The sequence below is a fragment of the Streptomyces sp. Inha503 genome, assembly GCF_047215865.1.
GTDB classification, from domain to species: domain Bacteria; phylum Actinomycetota; class Actinomycetes; order Streptomycetales; family Streptomycetaceae; genus Streptomyces; species Streptomyces lycopersici.
Genome location: NZ_CP178360.1, coordinates 7,172,128 through 7,192,547 on the forward strand (window position 1 = coordinate 7,172,128; position 20,420 = coordinate 7,192,547).

Below are 20,420 nucleotides of genomic sequence, written 5' to 3' on the forward strand. Positions count from 1 at the left end.
CCGGGAGGTGTCGGTCACAGATTGGGCACACCGTCGCCACGGGGCCGACGCATCTCGCCGGGGGCCGGCCCCTTCGGCCACGTCAGCCGGCGATCAGCACCCCGAGCACCGCGAGCCAGCAGGCCGCGACCAGCACCGGCAGCAGCATCATGATCGCGCCGGTCGGGGACACCTTCAGATAGGCGGCGCCGGGATCGTCGGTGCGGCGGTTCACTATCCGCTCGCCGCCGTGCCAGGCCATGTACTCCTCGAGCTCGATCACGGCCTCCTTGCGCGCCAGGAGGTACTGGCGCCCGAACCGCAGCATCAGCGAGAACCCCAGCGACACTCCGATGCCGATGACCGCGATGATCACCGCCAGCGCCTTGCCGAGGGAGCCGCCCGCGCCCTCCTTGCCGAGACAGAAGGCGGTGGCGGCCGCGAGGCCCGCGGTGATGTAGAAGAAGTTGTTCAGCTTCTGCCAGTTGAGGTTGTCCTCGTGCTTGTAGAGGTCCACCGCGATCCCGTACTGCGCGTGCAGCATCGCCTCACGCGGTTTGCGCCACACCCACACCACCCGGGGCAGCCCGTCCGGCGGCGTCAGCCGGGTCAGCTCCTGGAAGCCGAGCTTGTGGTGGAAGTGGGCGGAGGCGTCGTTGGGGGGATCGTTGACCACGGCGGCGATCACGGGGCTCTGGTCCCACTGGTCGAGGACGTGGTAGTAGAGCATCGAGGCGATGCCGCTCCGCGCCGCCTCGCGGGCCACGCAGATCTGCTTGATCACCAGGAAGTTGCCGAGTGCCGTCTTGATCCGGCGGTTCAGCCATTCGTCCGGCTCGACCTGGTCGGAGCTGTAGGCCAGCAGGAACGCCACCACATGCCCGCCCTTGACCGCCACGTAGAAGTGCTCGGCGGTCCTCAGCCGGGCGCGGTAGTCGGCCTCGGTGTACGCCGAGACCAGGAAGCCCCCCTCCACCGGCCCCTGAGTGCCGTCCGGCCCGTTCAGACTCCGTGACTCGGCGAGCCGGGCGATCCGCTCCACATGCTCCTCGCCCGCCCGTAAGATCTCCACCCGCAGCGGCACCCCGGCCATCCCGATACCCCCTCGTCCCGGCGACCTGGCGCGCCGAACCTACCGTGGGCGCGGTCCGCCGCACCACCGTGCCTCCCGGGGGCGGTACTCCCATGCGGCGGTGGTGGTCACGGGACCGCCGGGCCCTCGATGTACCTGCCGTTCGCGCCGTAGGGCCACTCGTTCGCGACACAGCCCTTCAAGCCGTATATCTGCTGCATCATCACCGGCGCCCTCTTGCCCTTCCCCGGGCAGGTCTCGTGGCCGCGGCCGATGCGGTGGCCGACCTCGTGGTTGACGATCAGCGCCCGGTAGCCGCCGATGGGGCCGGAGAACTCCGGTGAGCCGGTGTTCCAGCGCTTGAGGTTGACCATGATCTGGGTGCCGGCGTCGCAGTTGACCTCGCCATGGGTGTCCAGGCCCACGGCGCCGCAGATCTTGTCGACCGTGTCCGGGGTGGCGATCTTCACCTCGAAGTCGGAGCGGCCGTCGGCGACCAGCTGGAAGGAGTGCTTGCCGTCGTTGGTCCAGCCGCGCTTGTCGGCGAGGATCGCCGAGATCTCCGCCGCGGCCCGTTTCGCGTCCACGCCGGTGCCCTTCTCCACCATGACCTTGAACCGCCGGAGATCGCTTCCCTTGCCGATCACCGCGCCGGAGGACTTCGCGGTGACGAACTCGCCGGTCGCGGTGGCGGGGGAGCCCCGGCGAGGGGGTCTCGAGGTGGCCGAGATGGCGTCGGGCGGCGGGGGTGTCGCGTTGGCGGCGCGGGTCGTGCCGTCGCCGCCGTCGTCGCGTAACGCGAACACGACCCCGGCGATCAGGGCCGCACCGGCGGCCAGTGCCACCGCCACGTTCCGGGCCCGGACGCTCCGGGTGGCGCGTCCCCGCCGTCTCGGTGGTGAGGTGGATGGGCCGGGGGCCTGCGCGGTGGAGGTCATGGGGGCGCTTCCAGGGGGTGTCAGCGGGGCGGGCGAATCGGCCGCGGGTGCATGCCGCCGTGGGTGCGTGCCGCGTGAGCATGCCGGTGCCCCGGAGTGCGAGTGTGGCCTGTGTTCCCCTGGAGAGAGACGTTTGGGGAGGGTGACCGGTTGGGGCTTGTGCCCTGTTGTGCGCGGGGTCACATTGGGTAGCGCAGTCGCACGTGACACCGTGCCCCGGCCTCCCGTGCGCGCCGAGTTTGAAGAACCCCCCGCCAGGGGTACGCTTCCGGGCCCCTGATTGGCGTCCGGAGCAGCCGATATGGCACACTAACCAGGTTGCTCGGTTGAGTGCCGATGCTGCGCGCCTCCCGCCGGGAGGACCGGAAGCGAGTCCCACAGTACTCGTCGCCCCTGATCAGGGGCGGAAGTACGGGAATCTTCCGGGAAGCGTCAGCGGGGCCCCAGCCAGGCGCCCGGTGGGTGACCTTCTCCCCCAGCAACCCCCTTCATCAGGGATCTCCGTACGGAGATTTATGGGAAGGGCTGCGACACGCCCGACCGCGTGGGTCGGGAGTGAGGTGGAGGAGGGCACGAACGCCATCGGGTCCCAGAGCGTTACGAGAGACAGGACTACGAAGTAGCCATGGCGGGACAGAAGATCCGCATCCGGCTCAAGGCTTACGACCACGAGGTCATCGACTCCTCGGCGAAGAAGATCGTCGAGACGGTGACCCGGACTGGTGCGTCGGTCGCGGGCCCGGTGCCGCTGCCCACAGAGAAGAACGTGTACTGCGTCATCAAGTCGCCGCACAAGTACAAGGACTCGCGCGAGCACTTCGAGATGCGTACGCACAAGCGCCTCATCGACATCCTCGACCCCACGCCGAAGACGGTTGACTCGCTGATGCGTCTCGACCTGCCGGCGGGCGTCGACATCGAGATCAAGCTCTGAGGTGACGCGCGAGATGGCTAAGCAGATCAAGGGCGTCCTGGGCGAGAAGCTCGGCATGACGCAGGTGTGGGACGAGAACAACCGCGTCGTCCCGGTCACCGTCGTCAAGGCCGGTCCCTGCGTCGTGACCCAGGTCCGCACCGATGACGCGGACGGCTACAGCGCCGTCCAGATCGCCTTCGGCGAGATCGACCCGCGCAAGGTGAACAAGCCGCTCAAGGGCCACTTCGCCAAGGCGGATGTGACCCCGCGCCGCCACCTGGTGGAGCTGCGTACCGCCGACGCCGGTGAGTACACGCTCGGCCAGGAGGTCACGGCCGAGGTGTTCGAGTCCGGTGTCAAGGTCGACGTGACCGGCACCAGCAAGGGCAAGGGCACCGCCGGTGTCATGAAGCGCCACGGCTTCGGCGGCCTCGGCGCCGGCCACGGCACCCAGCGCAAGCACCGCTCGCCGGGCTCCATCGGTGGCTGCGCCACCCCGGGCCGCGTGTTCAAGGGCCTGCGCATGGCCGGCCGCATGGGCAATGAGCGGGTCACCACCCAGAACCTGACCGTCCACGCCGTTGACGCGGAGAAGGGTCTGCTCCTGATCAAGGGAGCGGTTCCTGGTCCGAACGGCGGCCTCGTCCTGGTCCGTACCGCGGCCAAGGGGGCCTGAGGTAACCGATGAGCACCATTGACATCCTTTCGCCGGCAGGCGACAAGGCCGGGTCCGTCGAGCTCCCCGCGGAGATCTTCGACGCGCAGGTCAGCGTTCCGCTGATCCACCAGGTCGTCGTCGCCCAGCTGGCCGCTGCCCGCCAGGGCACGCACAAGACCAAGACCCGTGGTGAGGTCCGCGGCGGTGGCAAGAAGCCGTACCGCCAGAAGGGCACCGGCCGCGCGCGCCAGGGTTCGACCCGCGCGCCGCAGTTCGCCGGCGGTGGCGTCGTGCACGGCCCCGTGCCGCGCGACTACAGCCAGCGCACCCCGAAGAAGATGAAGGCCGCCGCGCTGCGCGGTGCCCTCTCCGACCGGGCGCGTCACGAGCGGATCCACGTCGTGACCGGCGTGGTCGACGGTGAGATCTCCACCAAGGCCGCGAAGGCCCTGCTGGGCAAGATCAGCGAGCGCAAGAACGTGCTCCTGGTCGCCGAGCGGAGCGACGAGGCCGCGTGGCTGTCCGCCCGCAACCTGCCCCAGGTGCACATCCTGGAGCCGGGCCAGCTGAACACGTACGACGTGCTCGTCTCCGACGACGTGGTCTTCACCAAGGCCGCCTTCGAGTCCTTCGTGGCTGGTCCCAAGGCCGCTGAGAAGACCGAAGGGAGCGCCGCCTGATGACTGAGGCGACCGCTGTCACCAGCAAGACCTTCACCGACCCCCGCGACGTCCTCGTCAAGCCGGTGGTCTCGGAGAAGAGCTACGCGCTGCTGGACGAGAACAAGTACACGTTCATCGTCGACCCGCGCGCGAACAAGACCCAGATCAAGCAGGCCGTCGAGGCGGTCTTCTCGGTCAAGGTCACCGGGGTCAACACGATCAACCGCCAGGGCAAGCGCAAGCGCACCCGCACCGGTTTCGGCAAGCGCAAGGACACCAAGCGCGCCATCGTGACCCTCGCCGAGGGCGACCGCATCGACATCTTCGGCGGCCCGGTCTCCTAACGGAGATCGGAACGTCCAGAAGTCCGGAATCTTCCGAGGACTGAGAAATGGGTATCCGCAAGTACAAGCCGACGACCCCGGGCCGTCGTGGCTCCAGCGTCGCCGACTTCGTCGAGATCACGCGGTCCACGCCGGAGAAGTCGCTGGTCCGCCCGCTGCACAGCAAGGGTGGTCGTAACAACGCCGGCCGCATCACGGTCCGCCACCAGGGTGGCGGTCACAAGCGTGCGTACCGCGTGATCGACTTCCGCCGTCACGACAAGGACGGCGTCCCGGCGAAGGTCGCACACATCGAATACGACCCCAACCGCACCGCGCGCATCGCGCTGCTGCACTACGCCGACGGCGAGAAGCGCTACATCCTCGCCCCGCGTGGCCTGAAGCAGAACGACCGGATCGAGAACGGCCCCGGCGCCGACATCAAGCCCGGTAACAACCTCGCGCTGCGCAACATCCCGGTTGGTACCACGCTCCACGCCATCGAGCTGCGGCCCGGCGGCGGCGCGAAGTTCGCCCGCTCCGCGGGTGCCTCCGTGCAGCTGCTGGCGAAGGAGGGCTCCATGGCCCACCTGCGCATGCCGTCCGGTGAGATCCGCCTGGTCGACGTCCGCTGCCGCGCCACCGTCGGCGAGGTCGGCAACGCCGAGCAGTCGAACATCAACTGGGGCAAGGCCGGCCGCATGCGCTGGAAGGGCGTCCGCCCGACCGTTCGTGGTGTGGTCATGAACCCCGTCGACCACCCGCACGGTGGTGGTGAGGGCAAGACCTCCGGTGGTCGCCACCCGGTCTCGCCGTGGGGTCAGAAGGAGGGCCGTACGCGCTCGCCGAAGAAGGCCAGCAACAAGTACATCGTCCGCCGCCGCAAGACGAACAAGAAGCGCTAGGAGCGGGTTTAGATGCCGCGCAGTCTCAAGAAGGGGCCCTTCGTCGACGACCACCTGATCAAGAAGGTGGACACGCAGAACGAAGCAGGCACCAAGAACGTCATCAAGACCTGGTCCCGCCGCTCGATGATCGTCCCGGCCATGCTCGGCCACACGATCGCGGTGCACGACGGCCGCAAGCACGTCCCGGTGTTCGTCACCGAGTCGATGGTCGGCCACAAGCTCGGCGAGTTCGCGCCGACCCGCACCTTCCGCGGCCATGAGAAGGACGACCGCAAGTCGCGTCGTCGCTGATCAGCGGAAAAGACTCATGACAGACACCGAAGGGACAACCATGGAAGCCAGGGCCCAGGCGCGGTACATCCGCGTCACGCCCATGAAGGCCCGCCGCGTGGTGGACCTCATCCGTGGCATGAGTGCCACGGAGGCCCAGGCGGTCCTGCGTTTCGCCCCGCAGGCCGCGAGCGTGCCGGTCGGCAAGGTGCTGGACAGCGCCATCGCCAACGCCGCGCACAACTACGACCACACCGACGCCGACAGCCTCGTCATCTCCGAGGCGTACGTCGACGAGGGCCCGACCCTGAAGCGGTTCCGGCCGCGCGCCCAGGGCCGCGCCTACCGGATCCGCAAGCGGACCAGCCACATCACCGTGGTCGTCAGCAGCAAGGAAGGAACCCGGTAATGGGCCAGAAGGTAAACCCGCACGGGTTCCGGCTCGGCATCACCACCGACTTCAAGTCGCGCTGGTACGCCGACAAGCTGTACAAGGACTACGTCAAGGAAGACGTCGCCATCCGCCGGATGATGACGAAGGGCATGGAGCGCGCCGGTATCTCCAAGGTGGAGATCGAGCGCACCCGTGACCGCGTCCGCGTCGACATCCACACCGCCCGGCCGGGCATCGTCATCGGCCGCCGCGGCGCGGAGGCCGACCGTATCCGCGGCGAGCTGGAGAAGCTCACCGGCAAGCAGGTGCAGCTCAACATCCTCGAGGTGAAGAACCCCGAGGTGGACGCTCAGCTGGTGGCCCAGGCCGTCGCCGAGCAGCTCTCCTCCCGCGTCTCCTTCCGTCGTGCGATGCGCAAGTCGATGCAGAGCTCGATGAAGGCCGGTGCCAAGGGCATCAAGATCCAGTGTGGTGGCCGTCTCGGCGGCGCCGAGATGTCCCGCTCGGAGTTCTACCGCGAGGGCCGCGTGCCCCTGCACACGCTCCGCGCCAACGTCGACTACGGCTTCTTCGAGGCCAAGACCACCTTCGGCCGCATCGGCGTCAAGGTGTGGATCTACAAGGGCGACGTGAAGAACATCGCCGAGGTCCGCGCCGAGAACGCCGCCGCCCGCGCCGGCAACCGCCCGTCGCGCGGTGGCAGCGACCGCCCGCAGCGCCGTGGTGGCGAGCGCGGTGGCCGTGGCCGCAAGCCGCAGCAGCAGCAGAGCGCGCCCGCCGAGGCCCCCAAGGCCGAGGCCACCGCCGCTCCGGCTGCTGAGAGCACTGGAACGGAGGCCTGACCGACATGCTGATCCCTCGCAGGGTCAAGCACCGCAAGCAGCACCACCCCAAGCGGTCCGGCATGGCCAAGGGCGGTACGGAGCTGGCGTTCGGCGAGTACGGCATCCAGGCCGTCACCCCGGCGTATGTCACCAACCGTCAGATCGAGGCCGCTCGTATCGCGATGACCCGCCACATCAAGCGTGGCGGCAAGGTCTGGATCAACATCTACCCGGACCGTCCGCTGACGAAGAAGCCTGCCGAGACCCGCATGGGTTCCGGTAAGGGCTCGCCGGAGTGGTGGGTCGCGAACGTCAAGCCCGGTCGGGTGATGTTCGAGCTGTCCTACCCGAACGAGAAGACTGCGCGTGAGGCGCTCACCCGCGCTGCTCACAAGCTCCCGATGAAGTGCCGGATCGTTCGGCGCGAGGCAGGTGAGTCGTGATGGCGGCCGGTACCAAGGCGTCCGAGCTGCGTGAGCTGAACAACGAGGACCTCGTTGGCAAGCTGCGTGAGGCCAAGGAAGAGCTGTTCAACCTCCGCTTCCAGGCGGCGACCGGACAGCTCGAGAACCACGGCCGGCTGAAGGCCGTCCGGAAGGACATCGCCCGGATCTACACCCTGATGCGGGAGCGCGAGCTCGGCATCGAGACGGTGGAGAGCGCCTGATGAGCGAGACGAATGTGACTGAGAACGCAACGCAGAACCGCGGCTTCCGCAAGACCCGTGAGGGTCTGGTCGTCAGCGACAAGATGGACAAGACCGTCGTCGTCGCAGTCGAGGACCGCGTCAAGCACGCGCTGTACGGCAAGGTCATCCGCCGTACCAACAAGCTCAAGGCGCACGACGAGCAGAACGCCGCGGGTGTCGGCGACCGCGTCCTCCTGATGGAGACCCGGCCGCTGTCCGCGACCAAGCGCTGGCGCGTCGTCGAGATCCTCGAGAAGGCCAAGTAATTCTTCCTGCGGGCAATAGTCCGCAGGACGGTTCCGCCAGGCTCGGCAGGGGCTTGATATATCGAGCCCCTGCCGGGAACCGGCAGACGATCAGGAGATAGACGTGATCCAGCAGGAGTCGCGACTGCGCGTCGCCGACAACACGGGGGCGAAGGAGATCCTTTGCATCCGTGTTCTCGGTGGCTCCGGTCGCCGCTACGCGGGCATTGGTGACGTCATCGTCGCCACCGTCAAGGACGCGATCCCCGGTGGCAACGTGAAGAAGGGTGACGTCGTCAAGGCGGTCATCGTGCGCACCGTGAAGGAGCGCCGCCGCCCGGACGGTTCGTACATCCGCTTCGACGAGAACGCGGCCGTCATCCTCAAGAACGATGGCGACCCCCGCGGCACCCGTATCTTCGGCCCGGTGGGCCGTGAGCTGCGCGAGAAGAAGTTCATGAAGATCATCTCGCTCGCGCCGGAGGTGCTGTAACCGATGAAGATCAAGAAGGGCGACCTGGTCCAGGTCATCACCGGTAAGGACAAGGGCAAGCAGGGCAAGGTCATCGCGGCCTTCCCGCGCGAGGACCGGGTCCTGGTCGAGGGTGTCAACCGGGTCAAGAAGCACACCAAGGCCGGACAGACCGCTCGTGGTTCGAAGACCGGCGGCATCGTGACGACCGAGGCCCCGATCCACGTGAGCAATGTGCAGCTCGTAGTGGAGAAGGACGGCAACAAGGTCGTCACCCGCGTCGGATACCGCTTCGACGACGAGGGCAACAAGATCCGCGTTGCCAAGCGGACCGGTGAGGACATCTGATGACTGCCACCACCACTGCACCGCGCCTCAAGGCGCGCTACCGCGAAGAGATCCAGGGAAAGTTGCAGGAGCAGTTCTCCTACGAGAACGTCATGCAGATCCCGGGTCTGACCAAGGTCGTGGTCAACATGGGTGTGGGCGACGCCGCCCGCGACTCCAAGCTGATCGAGGGCGCCATCCGCGACCTCGCCACGATCACCGGCCAGAAGCCCGCCGTCACCAAGGCCCGTAAGTCCATCGCGCAGTTCAAGCTGCGTGAGGGCCAGCCGATCGGTGCCCACGTCACCCTCCGCGGTGACCGCATGTGGGAGTTCCTGGACCGCCTGGTGTCGCTCGCGCTTCCGCGCATCCGCGACTTCCGCGGTCTGTCGCCGAAGCAGTTCGACGGCCGGGGCAACTACACCTTCGGTCTCACGGAGCAGGTCATGTTCCACGAGATCGACCAGGACAAGATCGACCGCGTCCGGGGTATGGACATCACCGTGGTGACCACGGCGACCAACGACGAAGAGGGCCGCGCCCTGCTGCGTCACCTCGGCTTCCCGTTCAAGGAGGCGTGAGCCGTGGCGAAGAAGGCTCTCATTGCCAAGGCCGCCCGCAAGCCCAAGTTCGGCGTGCGTGCGTACACGCGCTGCCAGCGCTGCGGACGTCCGCACTCCGTGTACCGCAAGTTCGGCCTGTGCCGCGTGTGCCTCCGTGAGATGGCTCACCGCGGCGAGCTGCCGGGCGTGACCAAGAGCTCCTGGTAATCGACCCTTACGGGTTGATACCGGGCTCTCGGTAAGCAAATGGATGGCGAGGCCCGCCCTTCCGCTCCCGTAGAGTGGAAGGGTTGGGCGCTCGCCGCCCAGAATCCTTACTACGCCGTAGGTCCCCGCGCCGCACCCGTGCCCGCCACTGAGCGGGTGAGAGGGATGGCGCATACAGGAAACCCCGGCGAGAGAGGCCGAAGGCCATCATGACCATGACCGATCCGATCGCAGACATGCTGACGCGTCTGCGAAACGCGAACTCGGCGTACCACGACTCCGTCGTGATGCCCCACAGCAAGATCAAGTCGCATATCGCGGAGATCCTCCAGCAGGAGGGCTACATCACCGGCTGGAAGGTCGAGGACGCCGAGGTCGGCAAGAGCCTCATCCTCGAGCTGAAGTTCGGCCCGAACCGCGAGCGCTCGATCGCCGGCATCAAGCGGATCTCGAAGCCGGGCCTGCGGGTCTACGCAAAGTCCACCAACCTGCCGAAGGTGCTCGGCGGCCTGGGCGTGGCGATCATCTCCACGTCGCACGGGCTCCTCACCGACAAGCAGGCCGGCAAGAAGGGCGTGGGTGGGGAAGTCCTCGCCTACGTCTGGTAACCAGGGAACGGAGGAAGCACATGTCGCGCATTGGCAAGCTGCCCATCCAGGTTCCCGCTGGTGTGGACGTCACCATCGATGGCCGCACGGTCGCCGTGAAGGGTCCCAAGGGCTCTCTCTCGCACACCGTCGCCGCGCCGATCGAGGTCGCCAAGGGTGAGGACAACGCCCTCGTTGTCACCCGCCCGAACGACGAGCGTCAGAACAAGGCCCTGCACGGCCTGTCGCGCACGCTGGTGGCGAACATGATCACCGGCGTGACCCAGGGCTACAGCAAGGCGCTCGAGATCAGCGGTGTCGGTTACCGCGTCCAGGCCAAGGGCTCCAACCTGGAGTTCTCCCTGGGCTACAGCCACCCGATCCTGGTCGAGGCACCGGAGGGCATCACCTTCAAGGTGGAGTCCCCGACCAAGCTGAGCGTCGAGGGCATCGACAAGCAGAAGGTCGGCGAGGTCGCCGCGAACATCCGCAAGCTGCGCAAGCCCGACCCGTACAAGGCCAAGGGCGTGAAGTACGCGGGCGAGGTCATCCGCCGCAAGGTCGGAAAGGCTGGTAAGTAAGCCATGGCATACGGTGTGAAGATCGCCAAGGGCAACGCTCGCAAGGCCGCTGCCGTCAAGCGCCGTCACATCCGCGTCCGCAAGCGGGTCTCCGGTACGCCGGTCCGCCCCCGCCTCGTGGTGACGCGGTCCAACCGTCACATGGTGGCGCAGGTCATCGACGACATCGCGGGCCACACCCTGGCCTCGGCGTCGACGCTGGACAGCTCCATCCGGGCGGGCGAGGGCGACAAGAGCGCCCAGGCGCAGCAGGTCGGCGCCCTGGTGGCCGAGCGGGCGAAGGCCGCGGGCATCGAGGCCGTCGTGTTCGACCGCGGTGGCAACAAGTACGCCGGGCGCATCGCCGCTCTGGCGGACGCCGCCCGCGAGGCCGGGCTGAAGTTCTGAGCCCCGGTTCCAACGCAAAGCGGAAACGAGAGAGGTAAATCCAATGGCTGGACCCCAGCGCCGCGGTGGCGGCGCCGGTGGCGGCGAGCGGCGGGACCGGAAGGACCGGCGGGACGGTGGCGCTGCCGCCGAGAAGACCGCTTACGTCGAGCGTGTTGTCGCGATCAACCGCGTCGCCAAGGTTGTGAAGGGTGGTCGTCGCTTCAGCTTCACCGCGCTGGTCGTGGTGGGCGACGGTGACGGCACCGTGGGTGTCGGTTACGGCAAGGCCAAGGAGGTGCCGGCCGCGATCGCCAAGGGCGTGGAGGAGGCCAAGAAGCACTTCTTCAAGGTCCCCCGGATCGCCGGCACCATCCCGCACCCGATCCAGGGTGAGGAGGCCGCGGGTGTCGTGCTGCTGAAGCCGGCGTCCCCCGGTACCGGTGTGATCGCCGGTGGCCCGGTGCGCGCCGTGCTGGAGTGCGCGGGCATCCACGACGTGCTGAGCAAGTCGCTCGGCTCCTCGAACCCGATCAACATCGTGCACGCCACGGTGGCCGCTCTGCGGGGCCTTCAGCGCCCCGAGGAGATCGCCGCCCGCCGTGGTCTGCCGCTCGAGGACGTCGCTCCCGCCGCTCTGCTGCGGGCGCGTGCCGGGGTGGGTGTGTGAGCATGGCCCGCCTCAAGATCACGCAGACGAAGTCGTACATCGGCAGCAAGCAGAACCACCGCGACACTCTGCGTTCGCTCGGGCTGAAGAAGCTCGGCGACGTGGTCGTCAAGGAGGACCGCCCCGAGTTCCGCGGCATGGCGCAGACCGTGCGGCACCTCGTGACGGTCGAGGAGGTCGACTGACATGGCGGAGAACAACCCGCTGAAGGTCCACAACCTCCGGCCCGCCCCGGGCGCCAAGACCGCCAAGACCCGTGTCGGTCGTGGTGAGGCGTCCAAGGGTAAGACCGCTGGTCGTGGCACCAAGGGCACCAAGGCCCGCTACCAGGTTCCGGAGCGCTTCGAGGGTGGGCAGATGCCCCTCCACATGCGGCTCCCGAAGCTCAAGGGCTTCAAGAACCCCTTCCGCACCGAGTACCAGGTCGTGAACCTGGACCGGCTGGCCGCGCTCTACCCCGAGGGTGGCGAGGTCACGGTGGCCGACCTGGTCGCCAAGGGTGCGGTTCGCAAGAACCAGCTCGTCAAGGTGCTGGGCTCCGGTGAGGTCTCCGTGGCGCTCCAGGTGACGGTCGACGCCGTCTCCGGCTCCGCCAAGGAGAAGATCACCGCCGCCGGTGGCACCGTCACCGAGCTCGTCTGAGCACGGTGGGTTTCTGACCGGGGGTGCCCCAGATACGGGGCATCCCCGGTTGGTCGTTCCAAGCGGGGCCGGGTCGCCGGTAAGGTGGCTGGCGTTGTTACCTTCCGCGCGGTACGTCTCCGCGCGGGTCCTGGCTGATAAGTATCCGTCGATCCTCAAGACCGTCACCTCTCGCGAAGCGACGCGGGGGGCGCAGGAGGCACCGTGCTCACCGCGTTCGCCCGGGCGTTCAAGACGCCCGACCTGCGCAAGAAGCTGCTGTTCACGCTGGGCATCATCGTGCTCTTCCGGCTCGGGCAACATGTCCCGATCCCGGGCATCGACTACAAGAACGTCCAGACGTGCATGGACCTCGCCAAGGGCCAGCAGGGGCTGTTCGGCCTGGTCAACATGTTCAGTGGTGGCGCACTGCTCCAGATCACCATCTTCGCGCTGGGGATCATGCCGTACATCACGGCGAGCATCATCCTCCAGCTGCTGACCGTGGTGATCCCGCGCCTCGAGGCCCTCAAGAAGGAGGGCCAGGCCGGTCAAGGGAAGATCACGCAGTACACCCGCTATCTGACCATCGCGCTGGCGATCCTCCAGGGCACCGGCCTGGTGGCCACCGCCCGCAGCGGCTCGCTCTTCCAGAGCTGCCCGGTCGGCGGTCAGATCGTACGCGACGACTCGATCTTCACCACCGCCGTGATGGTCATCACGATGACCGCGGGCACCGCGCTGATCATGTGGCTCGGTGAACTGGTCACCGACCGCGGCATCGGCAACGGCATGTCGATCCTGATGTTCGTCTCCATCGCCGCCGGCTTCCCGAGCGCGATGTGGAGCATCAAGCAGCAGGGCAAGATCATGGACGGCTGGCTGGAGTTCGGCCTGGTGATCCTCTGTGGTCTGGCCATGGTCGGCCTGGTGGTCTTCGTCGAGCAGGCCCAGCGCCGGATCCCCGTGCAGTACGCCAAACGCATGATCGGCCGTCGTTCGTACGGCGGTACGTCCACCTACATTCCGATGAAGGTGAACCAGGCGGGTGTGATCCCCGTGATCTTCGCCTCATCGCTGCTGTACATCCCGGCGCTGATCGTCCAGTTCTCCAATTCGAAGGCCGGCTGGGCGACCTGGATCTCGCAGAACTTCGTCAAGGGCGACCACCCGATCTATATCGCCACGTACTTCCTGCTGATCGTCTTCTTCGCATTCTTCTATGTCGCCATCAGCTTCAACCCCGAAGAAGTTGCCGACAACATGAAGAAGTATGGTGGGTTCATCCCGGGTATCCGGGCTGGTCGTCCCACCGCGGAGTATCTGAGCTACGTGCTGAACCGCATCACGTGGCCCGGTGCGCTCTATCTGGGCTTGATCGCCCTGGTGCCCACGGTGGCGCTGGTGACGCTCAACGCCAATCAGAACTTCCCGTTCGGCGGCACGAGCATCCTGATCATCGTGGGTGTCGGCCTGGAGACTGTGAAGCAGATCGAGAGCCAGCTTCAGCAGCGACACTACGAAGGGTTCCTCCGCTGATGCGAATCGTCCTCGTCGGGCCTCCGGGAGCCGGCAAGGGTACGCAGGCCGCGTACCTCGCCGAGAAGCTGTCGATCCCGCATATCTCCACCGGCGACCTGTTCCGCGCGAACATCAGCCAGGGCACTCCCCTCGGCAAGCAGGCGCAGGAGTACATGCGGGCCGGACAGCTGGTACCGGACGAGGTCACCATCGGCATGGCGGAGGACCGGATGGGCCACGCGGACGCGGCGAGCGGCTTCCTGCTCGACGGCTTCCCGCGCAATCTGGCGCAGGCCGAGGCCCTAGACGGCTACCTCCGGGACAACGAGCTCACCCTGGACGCGGTGCTGGACCTGGAGGTCCCCGAGGCAGAGGTGGTCAAGCGGATCGCCGGCCGCCGCACCTGCCGCAACGACAGCGCGCACACGTTTCATGTGGAGTACAAGAAGCCCAAGGTCGAGGGCGTGTGCGACGTGTGCGGTGGTGAGCTGTACCAGCGCGAGGACGACAGCGAGGAAACGGTCCGCGACCGGCTGGAGGTCTACCACAGCCAGACCGAGCCGATCATCGACTACTACAAGGCCCAGGGCCTGGTGGTGACGATCTCGGCGCTGGGCAAGGTGTCCGAGGTCACCCAGCGGGCGATGGACGCCCTGGCGGCCAAGGCGGCCTAGGGAACGCAAGCTGTCACCGGCCGCGGTGCCCCGACGGGGCATCGCGGCCGTACTGTTGAGCAGATACGTGTATGGACCGCGGAAGGCTGAGTGATGGTGGAGATCAAGACTCCCGAGCAGATCGCGAAGATGCGTGAGGCGGGACTGGTCGTCGCCGCCATCCACGAGGCGACGCGGGCGGCGGCCGTCCCCGGCGCCAGCACCAAGGACCTGGACGACGTCGCCCGTAAGGTCATCGCCGACCACGGCGCCAAGTCGAACTTCCTGGGGTACGGCGGCTTCCCCGCCACCATCTGCACCTCGGTGAACGACATCGTGGTGCACGGCATCCCGGACCGGGAGACCGTCCTCAAGGACGGCGACATCATCTCCATCGACGCGGGCGCGATCGTGGACGGCTGGCACGGCGACGCCGCCTTCACCGCCTTCGTGGGCACCGGTCACGCCCCGGAGCTGTACGAACTCAGCCGGGTCACCGAGGAGTCGATGTGGGCCGGGATCGCGGCGGTCCGCAAGGGCAACCGGCTGGTCGACATCTCCAAGGCGATCGAGGGCTACATCCGCCGCCAGCCCCGCCCGGCCTCCGGCAAGTACGGCATCATCGAGGACTACGGCGGCCACGGCATCGGCACCCAGATGCACATGGACCCGCATCTGCTGAACTACGTCTCCAAGAAGCGCGGCAAGGGCCCCCGGCTGGTCTCCGGCTTCTGTATCGCGATCGAGCCCATGGTGAGCCTGGGCACCGCGAAGACGCATGTGCTGGCCGACGACTGGACGGTCAAGACGGACGACGGCACCTGGTCCAGCCACTGGGAGCACTCGGTCGCGCTGACCGAGGAGGGCCCGCTGGTGCTGACCGCCGTGGACGGCGGCAAGGCCAAGCTGGCCGAGCTGGGCGTGGAGACCGCGCCCGACCCACTGGCTTGACGATCTCCGGCTGACGATCTCCGTGGGCATAAAGATCTCAAAATCGGGGCATGATGCCCCGGATTCGTGTTTCGGGATGCCCTGACGTAGACTGACACGTCGGCTCTCGCATGCCCTCCCGCATGTCGCGAGCCGATCAAGGTAGCCGATCCCGAAAGCAGGACATGGCCAAGAAGCAAGGCGCCATCGAAATCGAGGGCACCGTGATCGAGTCTCTGCCGAACGCGATGTTCAAGGTGGAGCTTCAGAACGGTCACAAGGTCCTCGCGCACATCAGCGGCAAGATGCGTATGCACTACATCCGCATCCTGCCCGATGACCGGGTTGTCGTGGAGCTGTCTCCGTACGACCTCACGCGCGGACGGATCGTCTACCGCTACAAGTAGATCTCACGACCCGGAGAACCTCACACCCATGAAGGTCAAGCCGAGCGTCAAGAAGATCTGCGACAAGTGCAAGGTGATCCGCCGCCACGGCCGGGTCATGGTCATTTGCGACAACCTGCGCCACAAGCAGCGCCAGGGCTGACGCACACCGGCCGAAATCCTGCACCACTCGCAGTATCTTCGCGCGACGTCATAACTTTGCGTACATACGCAGTCACCCGTTCCCGCCCGGCGGGGACGACACCCCCGGTCGGAGGCCGGGGACCCGAGAGCCGTTCCGTACGGCGGCCGGGAGTGGTGCTGCGGAAGACCTCCGACAACCATCTGGAGCCAGATTCATGGCACGCCTCGCAGGCGTTGATCTCCCGCGCGAAAAGCGCGTCGAGGTCGCCCTCACCTACGTCTTCGGCATCGGTCGCACCCTTGCCCAGCAGACGCTCGCCAACACCGGTGTGAACCCGGACACCCGCGTTCGCGACCTGGCCGAAGAGGACCTGGTCAAGATCCGCGAGTACGTGGACAACAACATCAAGACCGAGGGTGACCTCCGTCGCGAGATCCAGGCCGACATCCGCCGCAAGGTCGAGATCGGCTGCTACCAGGGTCTGCGCCACCGCCGCGGCCTTCCGGTCCACGGCCAGCGCACGTCGACCAACGCCCGCACCCGCAAGGGCCCGCGTCGCGCGATCGCCGGCAAGAAGAAGCCGGGCAAGAAGTAGTCCGCACCGGACGCTGACAAGCGGTCCGAGCTGTAGGACCGACCACCTCCACGGGAGATTTCAAGAGAATGCCTCCGAAGAGCAGGACGGCCGGCGCCAAGAAGGTGCGCCGCAAGGAAAAGAAGAACGTCGCCCACGGGCACGCTCACATCAAGAGCACGTTCAACAACACCATCGTCTCGATCACGGACCCGACCGGGAACGTGATCTCTTGGGCCTCGGCCGGCCACGTCGGCTTCAAGGGCTCGCGCAAGTCCACTCCGTTCGCCGCGCAGATGGCCGCCGAGTCGGCCGCCCGCCGCGCGCAGGAGCACGGCATGCGCAAGGTCGACGTGTTCGTCAAGGGTCCGGGCTCCGGCCGTGAGACCGCGATCCGCTCGCTCCAGGCCACCGGCCTGGAGGTGGGCTCGATCCAGGACGTCACTCCGACTCCGCACAACGGATGCCGCCCGCCCAAGCGTCGGCGTGTCTGACCGGCTGAAGTAGGAGACAACAGAAACAATGGCGCGTTACACCGGGGCCGACTGCAAGCGTTGCCGTCGGGAGAAGCAGAAGCTCTTCCTCAAGGGGAGCAAGTGCGAGAGCGCGAAGTGCCCGATCGAGATCCGTCCTTACCCCCCGGGTGAGCACGGTCGCGGGCGCACCAAGGACAGCGAGTACCTTCTCCAGCTCCGCGAGAAGCAGAAGGCGACCCGCATCTACGGAGTCCTTGAGAAGCAGTTCCGTGGTTACTACGCGGAGGCGAACAAGAAGACCGGCAAGACCGGTGAGAACCTTCTTCGCATCCTCGAGACCCGACTGGACAACGTGGTTTACCGGGCCGGCTTCGCCAAGTCCCGCGACCACGCCCGTCAGCTGGTCCGCCACGGTCACTTCACCGTGAACGGCGTCAAGACCGACATTCCGTCGGCTCGGGTCACCGTGAACGACATCATCGAGGTTCGTCCGAAGTCCCGGACCATGACCCCCTTCCAGGTGGCCCAGGCCGAGGCGGGCGAGCGCACGGTGCCGGCGTGGCTGGAGGCCATTCCGTCGCAGCTGCGGATCCTCGTGCACTCGATGCCCGAGCGCCAGGTGATCGACACCCAGGTGCAGGAGCAGCTGATCGTCGAGCTCTACTCCAAGTAGTAGCCAAGGCCCGCCGGCGTAGCCGGCTGGTGTGAGGGTCGGGCGGTACGGAGCCGTTTGGCACGTACCGCCCGTACCATTGAAGGGTTCGGCGTCAAATAGCGGGCGCCGAAGACTGGAGGCAAAACCCATGCTGATCGCTCAGCGTCCCTCGTTGACCGAAGAGGTCGTCGACGAGTTCCGCTCCCGGTTCGTGATCGAGCCGCTGGAGCCGGGCTTCGGCTACACCCTCGGAAACTCCCTGCGTCGTACGCTCCTCTCCTCGATCCCCGGTGCGGCCGTGACCAGCATCCGGATCGACGGGGTCCTGCACGAGTTCACCACCGTGCCGGGCGTCAAGGAGGACGTCACCGACCTGATCCTCAACATCAAGCAGCTGGTCGTCTCCTCGGAGCACGACGAGCCCGTCGTGATGTACCTGCGCAAGCAGGGCCCGGGTCTGGTCACCGCCGCCGACATCGCGCCGCCGGCCGGTGTCGAGGTGCACAACCCCGACCTGGTCCTGGCCACGCTGAACGGCAAGGGCAAGCTGGAGATGGAGCTGACCGTCGAGCGCGGTCGCGGCTATGTCTCCGCCGTGCAGAACAAGCAGGTCGGCCAGGAGATCGGCCGGATCCCGGTCGACTCGATCTACTCGCCGGTGCTCAAGGTCACCTACAAGGTCGAGGCGACCCGTGTCGAGCAGCGCACCGACTTCGACAAGCTGATCGTCGACGTCGAGACCAAGCAGGCCATGCGGCCGCGTGACGCCATGGCGTCGGCCGGTAAGACCCTGGTCGAGCTGTTCGGCCTCGCCCGCGAGCTGAACGTGGACGCCGAGGGCATCGACATGGGCCCGTCCCCGACGGACGCCGCCCTCGCCGCCGACCTGGCGCTGCCGATCGAGGAGCTCGAGCTCACCGTTCGGTCGTACAACTGCCTCAAGCGCGAGGGCATCCACTCCGTGGGTGAGCTCGTGGCGCGGTCCGAGGCGGACCTGCTCGACATCCGGAACTTCGGCGCCAAGTCGATCGACGAGGTCAAGGCGAAGCTGGCCGGTATGGGCCTCGCGCTCAAGGACAGCCCGCCCGGATTCGACCCGACCGCCGCCGCTGACGCCTTCGGCGCCGACGACGACGCGGATGCCGGTTTCGTGGAGACCGAGCAGTACTAGAACCTGCTGGTCCGCTGTGGCTGAGGCGTCGTCCTCAATCGCCGGACGGGCTGGATTTTGTCCACTGACACCGGTACCTGATACGGCCGGTGCAGACATCTAGGAGATACACATGCCGAAGCCCACCAAGGGCGCCCGTCTGGGCGGCAGCGCTGCGCACGAGCGGCTCCTGCTGGCGAACCTCGCCACCGCGCTGTTCGAGCACGGCCGGATCACCACCACCGAGGCGAAGGCCCGCCGCCTGCGCCCGGTCGCGGAGAAGCTGGTCACCAAGGCGAAGAAGGGCGACCTTCACAACCGCCGTCTGGTGCTCCAGACCATCCGCGACAAGAGCGTCGTGCACACTCTCTTCACCGAGATCGGGCCGCGCTACGAGAACCGGCCGGGTGGCTACACCCGCATCACCAAGATCGGTAACCGCCGTGGCGACAACGCCCCGATGGCGGTCATCGAGCTGGTCGAGGCGCTGACCGTGCAGCAGGAGGCGGTCGGCGAGGCCGAGGCCGCCACCAAGCGCACCGCCAAGGACGCCGCCGGTGACCAGGCCGTCGCGGACCTCAAGAAGGAGGCCCCGGCTGCCGAGGCCGCCGAGGCTCCGGCAGAGGCCGAGGAGTCCAAGGACGCCTGAGGCGTTCGACGGCTCTTGTCGTAACGGACGGGCCCGCCCCCAGATCCTGGGAGCGGGCCCGTTCCGCATGGAGAGGAACGGTTGGGTGAGTGACGAGGCGGCGCCCGGTTTCGTACGGGTCCGGCTGGATCTGAGTTACGACGGCAAGGACTTCTCGGGCTGGGCCAAGCAGCGCGAGCGGCGCACCGTACAGGGCGAGCTGGAGAGCGCGCTGCGGACGGTGACGCGCTCCGCGGAGACCTTCGAGCTGACCGTCGCGGGCCGCACCGACGCGGGGGTCCACGCCCGCGGCCAGGTGGCGCACGTGGATCTGCCCGAGGCGCTGTGGGCCGAGCACCGGGACAGGCTGCTGCGGCGGCTGGCTGGCCGGCTGCCCCATGACGTACGGGTCTGGAGGGTGGCCGAGGCCCCGTCCGGGTTCAACGCCCGCTTCTCCGCGATCTGGCGGCGCTACGCCTACCGGGTCACCGACCACCCCGGCGGGGTCGACCCGCTGCTGCGCGGCCATGTGCTGTGGCACGACTGGCCGCTGGACGTGGACGCCATGAACGCCGCCTCGATACGGCTCCTGGGCGAGCACGACTTCGCCGCGTACTGCAAGAAGCGCGACGGTGCCACCACCATCCGCACCCTCCAGCGGCTGGACTGGGTGCGCGGGGCGAACGGCGTGATCACGGCCACGGTGCGGGCGGACGCCTTCTGCCACAACATGGTGCGCTCGCTGGTGGGCGCGCTGCTCTTCGTCGGCGACGGCCACCGCCCGCCGGACTGGCCCGCCAAGGTGCTCGCCGCCGGACTGCGCGACTCCGCCGTCCATGTCGTCCGCCCCCATGGGCTGACCCTGGAAGAGGTCGGCTACCCGGCCGACGACCAACTCGCGGCCCGTAACCGCGAGTCCCGCAACAAGCGCTCCCTGCCGGGTGCGACGGCGATCGGCATGCTGCGGCTTCCGGGGCACCCGGAAGATCGATAAAATTTGCCAACCAAGAACGGTCGCCGACCGCGAAGGG

34 protein-coding genes are annotated in these 20,420 nt (G+C 67.4%); 32 read left to right on the forward strand and 2 right to left on the reverse strand.

Going from position 1 to position 20,420, the window contains the following annotated elements; genetic code table 11:
* Positions 1-82 precede the first annotated feature (82 nt).
* Complete coding sequence (locus ACJX2R_RS30175) at positions 83-1,072, reverse strand: GNAT family N-acetyltransferase (RefSeq protein ID WP_413102703.1); 990 nt, start codon at positions 1,070-1,072, stop codon at positions 83-85.
* A gap of 107 nt (positions 1,073-1,179) precedes the next feature.
* On the reverse strand, positions 1,180-1,989 hold the full coding sequence (locus ACJX2R_RS30180; protein WP_413102704.1) for a DUF3152 domain-containing protein: 810 nt from the start codon (positions 1,987-1,989) through the stop codon (positions 1,180-1,182).
* A gap of 625 nt (positions 1,990-2,614) precedes the next feature.
* On the opposite strand from ACJX2R_RS30180, the gene rpsJ reads away from it, so the two are divergent.
* From rpsJ to truA, 32 genes are all read left to right on the forward strand, one after another.
* A complete protein-coding gene (gene rpsJ / locus ACJX2R_RS30185) occupies positions 2,615-2,923 on the forward strand; it encodes a 30S ribosomal protein S10 (protein WP_003948644.1) in 309 nt (102 codons plus the stop codon).
* A 13-nt stretch (positions 2,924-2,936) separates the two neighbouring features.
* Positions 2,937-3,581: a 50S ribosomal protein L3 gene (gene rplC, locus ACJX2R_RS30190; RefSeq protein ID WP_020869262.1), complete on the forward strand. Its 645-nt coding sequence runs from the start codon at positions 2,937-2,939 to the stop codon at positions 3,579-3,581.
* A gap of 8 nt (positions 3,582-3,589) precedes the next feature.
* Positions 3,590-4,243, forward strand: coding sequence for a 50S ribosomal protein L4 (rplD, locus tag ACJX2R_RS30195; protein WP_037952891.1), 654 nt, complete (start codon positions 3,590-3,592; stop codon positions 4,241-4,243).
* Positions 4,243-4,569 carry a 50S ribosomal protein L23 gene (gene rplW / locus ACJX2R_RS30200; protein ID WP_262705012.1) on the forward strand — a complete coding sequence of 109 codons (327 nt, stop codon included), beginning with the start codon at positions 4,243-4,245 and terminating at the stop codon, positions 4,567-4,569. Before rplD ends, rplW begins: the two co-directional genes overlap by 1 nt.
* A 47-nt stretch (positions 4,570-4,616) precedes the next feature.
* A complete protein-coding gene (gene rplB, locus ACJX2R_RS30205) occupies positions 4,617-5,453 on the forward strand; it encodes a 50S ribosomal protein L2 (protein ID WP_030835102.1) in 837 nt (278 codons plus the stop codon).
* A gap of 12 nt (positions 5,454-5,465) precedes the next feature.
* Positions 5,466-5,747 (forward strand): 30S ribosomal protein S19, encoded by a 282-nt coding sequence (rpsS, locus tag ACJX2R_RS30210; protein WP_020869258.1) that lies wholly within the window; start codon positions 5,466-5,468, stop codon positions 5,745-5,747.
* A gap of 40 nt (positions 5,748-5,787) precedes the next feature.
* Complete coding sequence (gene rplV / locus ACJX2R_RS30215) at positions 5,788-6,135, forward strand: 50S ribosomal protein L22 (protein ID WP_014054168.1); 348 nt, start codon at positions 5,788-5,790, stop codon at positions 6,133-6,135.
* Complete coding sequence (rpsC, locus tag ACJX2R_RS30220) at positions 6,135-6,962, forward strand: 30S ribosomal protein S3 (protein ID WP_014054169.1); 828 nt, start codon at positions 6,135-6,137, stop codon at positions 6,960-6,962. Before rplV ends, rpsC begins: the two co-directional genes overlap by 1 nt.
* A 5-nt stretch (positions 6,963-6,967) precedes the next feature.
* Entirely contained in the window at positions 6,968-7,387 is a 420-nt protein-coding gene (rplP, locus tag ACJX2R_RS30225) for a 50S ribosomal protein L16 (RefSeq protein ID WP_009715875.1), read from the forward strand.
* Positions 7,387-7,611 (forward strand): 50S ribosomal protein L29, encoded by a 225-nt coding sequence (gene rpmC, locus ACJX2R_RS30230; protein WP_009715874.1) that lies wholly within the window; start codon positions 7,387-7,389, stop codon positions 7,609-7,611. Before rplP ends, rpmC begins: the two co-directional genes overlap by 1 nt.
* Positions 7,611-7,898 carry a 30S ribosomal protein S17 gene (rpsQ, locus tag ACJX2R_RS30235; protein ID WP_014054172.1) on the forward strand — a complete coding sequence of 96 codons (288 nt, stop codon included), beginning with the start codon at positions 7,611-7,613 and terminating at the stop codon, positions 7,896-7,898. Before rpmC ends, rpsQ begins: the two co-directional genes overlap by 1 nt.
* 103 nt (positions 7,899-8,001) lie before the next feature.
* Entirely contained in the window at positions 8,002-8,370 is a 369-nt protein-coding gene (gene rplN / locus ACJX2R_RS30240) for a 50S ribosomal protein L14 (RefSeq protein ID WP_003998823.1), read from the forward strand.
* 3 nt (positions 8,371-8,373) lie between these two features.
* On the forward strand, positions 8,374-8,697 hold the full coding sequence (gene rplX / locus ACJX2R_RS30245) for a 50S ribosomal protein L24 (RefSeq protein WP_014054173.1): 324 nt from the start codon (positions 8,374-8,376) through the stop codon (positions 8,695-8,697).
* Complete coding sequence (rplE, locus tag ACJX2R_RS30250; RefSeq protein WP_020869255.1) at positions 8,697-9,257, forward strand: 50S ribosomal protein L5; 561 nt, start codon at positions 8,697-8,699, stop codon at positions 9,255-9,257. The genes rplX and rplE overlap by 1 nt, the downstream gene beginning before the upstream one ends.
* Positions 9,258-9,260: 3 nt before the next feature.
* Positions 9,261-9,446: a type Z 30S ribosomal protein S14 gene (locus tag ACJX2R_RS30255; RefSeq protein ID WP_003956452.1), complete on the forward strand. Its 186-nt coding sequence runs from the start codon at positions 9,261-9,263 to the stop codon at positions 9,444-9,446.
* A gap of 209 nt (positions 9,447-9,655) precedes the next feature.
* Positions 9,656-10,054 (forward strand): 30S ribosomal protein S8, encoded by a 399-nt coding sequence (gene rpsH, locus ACJX2R_RS30260; RefSeq protein ID WP_037952895.1) that lies wholly within the window; start codon positions 9,656-9,658, stop codon positions 10,052-10,054.
* 20 nt (positions 10,055-10,074) lie between these two features.
* Entirely contained in the window at positions 10,075-10,614 is a 540-nt protein-coding gene (rplF, locus tag ACJX2R_RS30265) for a 50S ribosomal protein L6 (RefSeq protein ID WP_020869252.1), read from the forward strand.
* Between the two features lie 3 nt (positions 10,615-10,617).
* Complete coding sequence (gene rplR, locus ACJX2R_RS30270) at positions 10,618-11,001, forward strand: 50S ribosomal protein L18 (RefSeq protein ID WP_262705013.1); 384 nt, start codon at positions 10,618-10,620, stop codon at positions 10,999-11,001.
* Between the two features lie 43 nt (positions 11,002-11,044).
* Positions 11,045-11,650, forward strand: a complete 606-nt coding sequence (gene rpsE, locus ACJX2R_RS30275) for a 30S ribosomal protein S5 (protein WP_020869250.1) — start codon at positions 11,045-11,047, stop codon at positions 11,648-11,650.
* 2 nt (positions 11,651-11,652) lie between these two features.
* Positions 11,653-11,835, forward strand: coding sequence for a 50S ribosomal protein L30 (gene rpmD / locus ACJX2R_RS30280; protein ID WP_037952898.1), 183 nt, complete (start codon positions 11,653-11,655; stop codon positions 11,833-11,835).
* Position 11,836: 1 nt separating this feature from the next.
* A complete protein-coding gene (gene rplO / locus ACJX2R_RS30285) occupies positions 11,837-12,292 on the forward strand; it encodes a 50S ribosomal protein L15 (RefSeq protein ID WP_020869248.1) in 456 nt (151 codons plus the stop codon).
* A 204-nt stretch (positions 12,293-12,496) separates the two neighbouring features.
* Entirely contained in the window at positions 12,497-13,810 is a 1,314-nt protein-coding gene (gene secY, locus ACJX2R_RS30290) for a preprotein translocase subunit SecY (RefSeq protein ID WP_138914403.1), read from the forward strand.
* Positions 13,810-14,466, forward strand: coding sequence for an adenylate kinase (locus tag ACJX2R_RS30295; RefSeq protein ID WP_256652943.1), 657 nt, complete (start codon positions 13,810-13,812; stop codon positions 14,464-14,466). Before secY ends, ACJX2R_RS30295 begins: the two co-directional genes overlap by 1 nt.
* 93 nt (positions 14,467-14,559) lie before the next feature.
* Positions 14,560-15,396 carry a type I methionyl aminopeptidase gene (map, locus tag ACJX2R_RS30300; RefSeq protein WP_346167367.1) on the forward strand — a complete coding sequence of 279 codons (837 nt, stop codon included), beginning with the start codon at positions 14,560-14,562 and terminating at the stop codon, positions 15,394-15,396.
* A gap of 164 nt (positions 15,397-15,560) precedes the next feature.
* On the forward strand, positions 15,561-15,782 hold the full coding sequence (gene infA / locus ACJX2R_RS30305; RefSeq protein WP_003956442.1) for a translation initiation factor IF-1: 222 nt from the start codon (positions 15,561-15,563) through the stop codon (positions 15,780-15,782).
* 28 nt (positions 15,783-15,810) lie between these two features.
* Entirely contained in the window at positions 15,811-15,924 is a 114-nt protein-coding gene (rpmJ, locus tag ACJX2R_RS30310; RefSeq protein WP_003956441.1) for a 50S ribosomal protein L36, read from the forward strand.
* A 196-nt stretch (positions 15,925-16,120) separates the two neighbouring features.
* Complete coding sequence (gene rpsM, locus ACJX2R_RS30315) at positions 16,121-16,501, forward strand: 30S ribosomal protein S13 (RefSeq protein ID WP_009715861.1); 381 nt, start codon at positions 16,121-16,123, stop codon at positions 16,499-16,501.
* A gap of 68 nt (positions 16,502-16,569) precedes the next feature.
* Positions 16,570-16,974 (forward strand): 30S ribosomal protein S11, encoded by a 405-nt coding sequence (gene rpsK, locus ACJX2R_RS30320; protein WP_009715860.1) that lies wholly within the window; start codon positions 16,570-16,572, stop codon positions 16,972-16,974.
* 28 nt (positions 16,975-17,002) lie between these two features.
* Entirely contained in the window at positions 17,003-17,629 is a 627-nt protein-coding gene (gene rpsD / locus ACJX2R_RS30325) for a 30S ribosomal protein S4 (protein ID WP_256652941.1), read from the forward strand.
* Between the two features lie 130 nt (positions 17,630-17,759).
* The gene (locus ACJX2R_RS30330; protein WP_009715858.1) at positions 17,760-18,782 is read left to right on the forward strand and encodes a DNA-directed RNA polymerase subunit alpha; all 1,023 of its coding nucleotides are present in this window, start codon (positions 17,760-17,762) and stop codon (positions 18,780-18,782) included.
* Positions 18,783-18,894: 112 nt separating this feature from the next.
* Entirely contained in the window at positions 18,895-19,410 is a 516-nt protein-coding gene (gene rplQ, locus ACJX2R_RS30335) for a 50S ribosomal protein L17 (protein WP_262705014.1), read from the forward strand.
* 85 nt (positions 19,411-19,495) lie between these two features.
* Complete coding sequence (truA, locus tag ACJX2R_RS30340) at positions 19,496-20,383, forward strand: tRNA pseudouridine(38-40) synthase TruA (protein WP_413102705.1); 888 nt, start codon at positions 19,496-19,498, stop codon at positions 20,381-20,383.
* Positions 20,384-20,420 lie beyond the last annotated feature (37 nt).

Bases quoted from the DNA above. Each gene is read 5' to 3' on its own strand.
- ACJX2R_RS30175 (WP_413102703.1), bottom strand. From the start codon at position 1,072: ATGGCCGGGGTGCCGCTGCGGGTGGAGATCTTACGGGCGGGCGAGGAG.
- ACJX2R_RS30180 (WP_413102704.1), bottom strand. From the start codon at position 1,989: ATGACCTCCACCGCGCAGGCCCCCGGCCCATCCACCTCACCACCGAGA.
- rpsJ (WP_003948644.1), top strand. From the start codon at position 2,615: ATGGCGGGACAGAAGATCCGCATCCGGCTCAAGGCTTACGACCACGAG.
- rplC (WP_020869262.1), top strand. From the start codon at position 2,937: ATGGCTAAGCAGATCAAGGGCGTCCTGGGCGAGAAGCTCGGCATGACG.
- rplD (WP_037952891.1), top strand. From the start codon at position 3,590: ATGAGCACCATTGACATCCTTTCGCCGGCAGGCGACAAGGCCGGGTCC.
- rplW (WP_262705012.1), top strand. From the start codon at position 4,243: ATGACTGAGGCGACCGCTGTCACCAGCAAGACCTTCACCGACCCCCGC.
- rplB (WP_030835102.1), top strand. From the start codon at position 4,617: ATGGGTATCCGCAAGTACAAGCCGACGACCCCGGGCCGTCGTGGCTCC.
- rpsS (WP_020869258.1), top strand. From the start codon at position 5,466: ATGCCGCGCAGTCTCAAGAAGGGGCCCTTCGTCGACGACCACCTGATC.
- rplV (WP_014054168.1), top strand. From the start codon at position 5,788: ATGGAAGCCAGGGCCCAGGCGCGGTACATCCGCGTCACGCCCATGAAG.
- rpsC (WP_014054169.1), top strand. From the start codon at position 6,135: ATGGGCCAGAAGGTAAACCCGCACGGGTTCCGGCTCGGCATCACCACC.
- rplP (WP_009715875.1), top strand. From the start codon at position 6,968: ATGCTGATCCCTCGCAGGGTCAAGCACCGCAAGCAGCACCACCCCAAG.
- rpmC (WP_009715874.1), top strand. From the start codon at position 7,387: ATGGCGGCCGGTACCAAGGCGTCCGAGCTGCGTGAGCTGAACAACGAG.
- rpsQ (WP_014054172.1), top strand. From the start codon at position 7,611: ATGAGCGAGACGAATGTGACTGAGAACGCAACGCAGAACCGCGGCTTC.
- rplX (WP_014054173.1), top strand. From the start codon at position 8,374: ATGAAGATCAAGAAGGGCGACCTGGTCCAGGTCATCACCGGTAAGGAC.
- rplE (WP_020869255.1), top strand. From the start codon at position 8,697: ATGACTGCCACCACCACTGCACCGCGCCTCAAGGCGCGCTACCGCGAA.
- rpsH (WP_037952895.1), top strand. From the start codon at position 9,656: ATGACCATGACCGATCCGATCGCAGACATGCTGACGCGTCTGCGAAAC.
- rplF (WP_020869252.1), top strand. From the start codon at position 10,075: ATGTCGCGCATTGGCAAGCTGCCCATCCAGGTTCCCGCTGGTGTGGAC.
- rplR (WP_262705013.1), top strand. From the start codon at position 10,618: ATGGCATACGGTGTGAAGATCGCCAAGGGCAACGCTCGCAAGGCCGCT.
- rpsE (WP_020869250.1), top strand. From the start codon at position 11,045: ATGGCTGGACCCCAGCGCCGCGGTGGCGGCGCCGGTGGCGGCGAGCGG.
- rpmD (WP_037952898.1), top strand. From the start codon at position 11,653: ATGGCCCGCCTCAAGATCACGCAGACGAAGTCGTACATCGGCAGCAAG.
- rplO (WP_020869248.1), top strand. From the start codon at position 11,837: ATGGCGGAGAACAACCCGCTGAAGGTCCACAACCTCCGGCCCGCCCCG.
- ACJX2R_RS30295 (WP_256652943.1), top strand. From the start codon at position 13,810: ATGCGAATCGTCCTCGTCGGGCCTCCGGGAGCCGGCAAGGGTACGCAG.
- map (WP_346167367.1), top strand. From the start codon at position 14,560: ATGGTGGAGATCAAGACTCCCGAGCAGATCGCGAAGATGCGTGAGGCG.
- infA (WP_003956442.1), top strand. From the start codon at position 15,561: ATGGCCAAGAAGCAAGGCGCCATCGAAATCGAGGGCACCGTGATCGAG.
- rpmJ (WP_003956441.1), top strand. From the start codon at position 15,811: ATGAAGGTCAAGCCGAGCGTCAAGAAGATCTGCGACAAGTGCAAGGTG.
- rpsM (WP_009715861.1), top strand. From the start codon at position 16,121: ATGGCACGCCTCGCAGGCGTTGATCTCCCGCGCGAAAAGCGCGTCGAG.
- rpsK (WP_009715860.1), top strand. From the start codon at position 16,570: ATGCCTCCGAAGAGCAGGACGGCCGGCGCCAAGAAGGTGCGCCGCAAG.
- rpsD (WP_256652941.1), top strand. From the start codon at position 17,003: ATGGCGCGTTACACCGGGGCCGACTGCAAGCGTTGCCGTCGGGAGAAG.
- ACJX2R_RS30330 (WP_009715858.1), top strand. From the start codon at position 17,760: ATGCTGATCGCTCAGCGTCCCTCGTTGACCGAAGAGGTCGTCGACGAG.
- rplQ (WP_262705014.1), top strand. From the start codon at position 18,895: ATGCCGAAGCCCACCAAGGGCGCCCGTCTGGGCGGCAGCGCTGCGCAC.